Below are 1423 nucleotides of genomic sequence, written 5' to 3'. Positions count from 1 at the left end.
TTCTTCGGAATGTTTGTTAAGAGTTTTCAAAAGTAAAATTATGCCATTTGCATCGAAAGATGTGATTGGCGTCTACTTTAGTATTCAATATTTAACTTCTGGCGAAGTTTAAATCAGTCCTTTATATATAATTCAAACTATTTTGGGTTGTATGGTTAAGTGACTAAGCGTACACGGTGGATGCCTTGGCAGTTGGAGGCGATGAAGGACGTATTAACTTGCGATAAGCTTAGTCGAGCTAGTAAAAAGCACTTGAGACTAAGATTTCCGAATGGGGAAACCCACCTGTTTACAGGTATCGTTAACTGAATACATAGGTTAACGAGGCGAACGCGGAGAACTGAAACATCTAAGTACCCGTAGGAAAAGAAATCAACCGAGATTCCGGAAGTAGCGGCGAGCGAAACCGGAACAGCCCTTAAGCTTATTAGTGATTAGTGGAATGCTCTGGAAAGGGCAGCGACACAGGGTGATAGCCCCGTACATGAAAATCTATAGTAAGTGAAATCGAGTAGGTCGGGACACGTGTTATCTTGACTGAATATAGGGGGACCATCCTCTAAGGCTAAATACTCCCAACTGACCGATAGTGAACCAGTACCGTGAGGGAAAGGCGAAAAGAACCCCTGTGAGGGGAGTGAAATAGAACCTGAAACCGTGTACGTACAAGCAGTAGGAGCACCTTCGTGGTGTGACTGCGTACCTTTTGTATAATGGGTCAGCGACTTATATTTTGTAGCGAGGTTAACCAATTAGGGGAGCCGTAGGGAAACCGAGTCTTAACTGGGCGTATAGTTGCAAGGTATAGACCCGAAACCCGGTGATCTAGCCATGGGCAGGTTGAAGGTTGAGTAACATCAACTGGAGGACCGAACCCACTAACGTTGAAAAGTTAGGGGATGACTTGTGGCTAGGAGTGAAAGGCTAATCAAACCGGGAGATAGCTGGTTCTCCCCGAAATCTATTTAGGTAGAGCCTCGGACGAATACTTACGGGGGTAGAGCACTGTTAAGGCTAGGGGGTCATCCCGACTTACCAACCCTTTGCAAACTCCGAATACCGTAAAGTAATATCCGGGAGACACACGGCGGGTGCTAACGTCCGTCGTGAAGAGGGAAACAACCCAGACCGCCAGCTAAGGTCCCAAAGTGTATGTTAAGTGGGAAACGATGTGGAAAGGCCCAGACAGCCAGGAGGTTGGCTTAGAAGCAGCCATCCTTTAAAGAAAGCGTAATAGCTCACTGGTCGAGTCGGTCTGCGCGGAAGATGTAACGGGGCTAAACATACCACCGAAGCTGCGGCTGCGTACTTATGTATGCGGGGTAGGGGAGCGTTCTGTAAGCCGTTGAAGGTGAACCGGGAGGTTTGCTGGAGGTATCAGAAGTGCGAATGCTGACATGAGTAACGATAATGCGGGTGAAAA

The 1423-nt window shown here is 47.2% G+C and carries 1 rRNA gene; it reads left to right on the top strand.

Features of this window, described 5'->3' with window-relative positions:
- Window positions 1-153 precede the first annotated feature (153 nt).
- Window positions 154-1423 (top strand): 23S ribosomal RNA (locus PULV_RS00060); the annotation flags it as partial.

Source organism: Pseudoalteromonas ulvae UL12, from assembly GCF_014925405.1.
Classification (GTDB): Bacteria; Pseudomonadota; Gammaproteobacteria; order Enterobacterales; family Alteromonadaceae; genus Pseudoalteromonas; species Pseudoalteromonas ulvae.
This window is presented reverse-complemented; position numbering and strand designations above follow the sequence as displayed.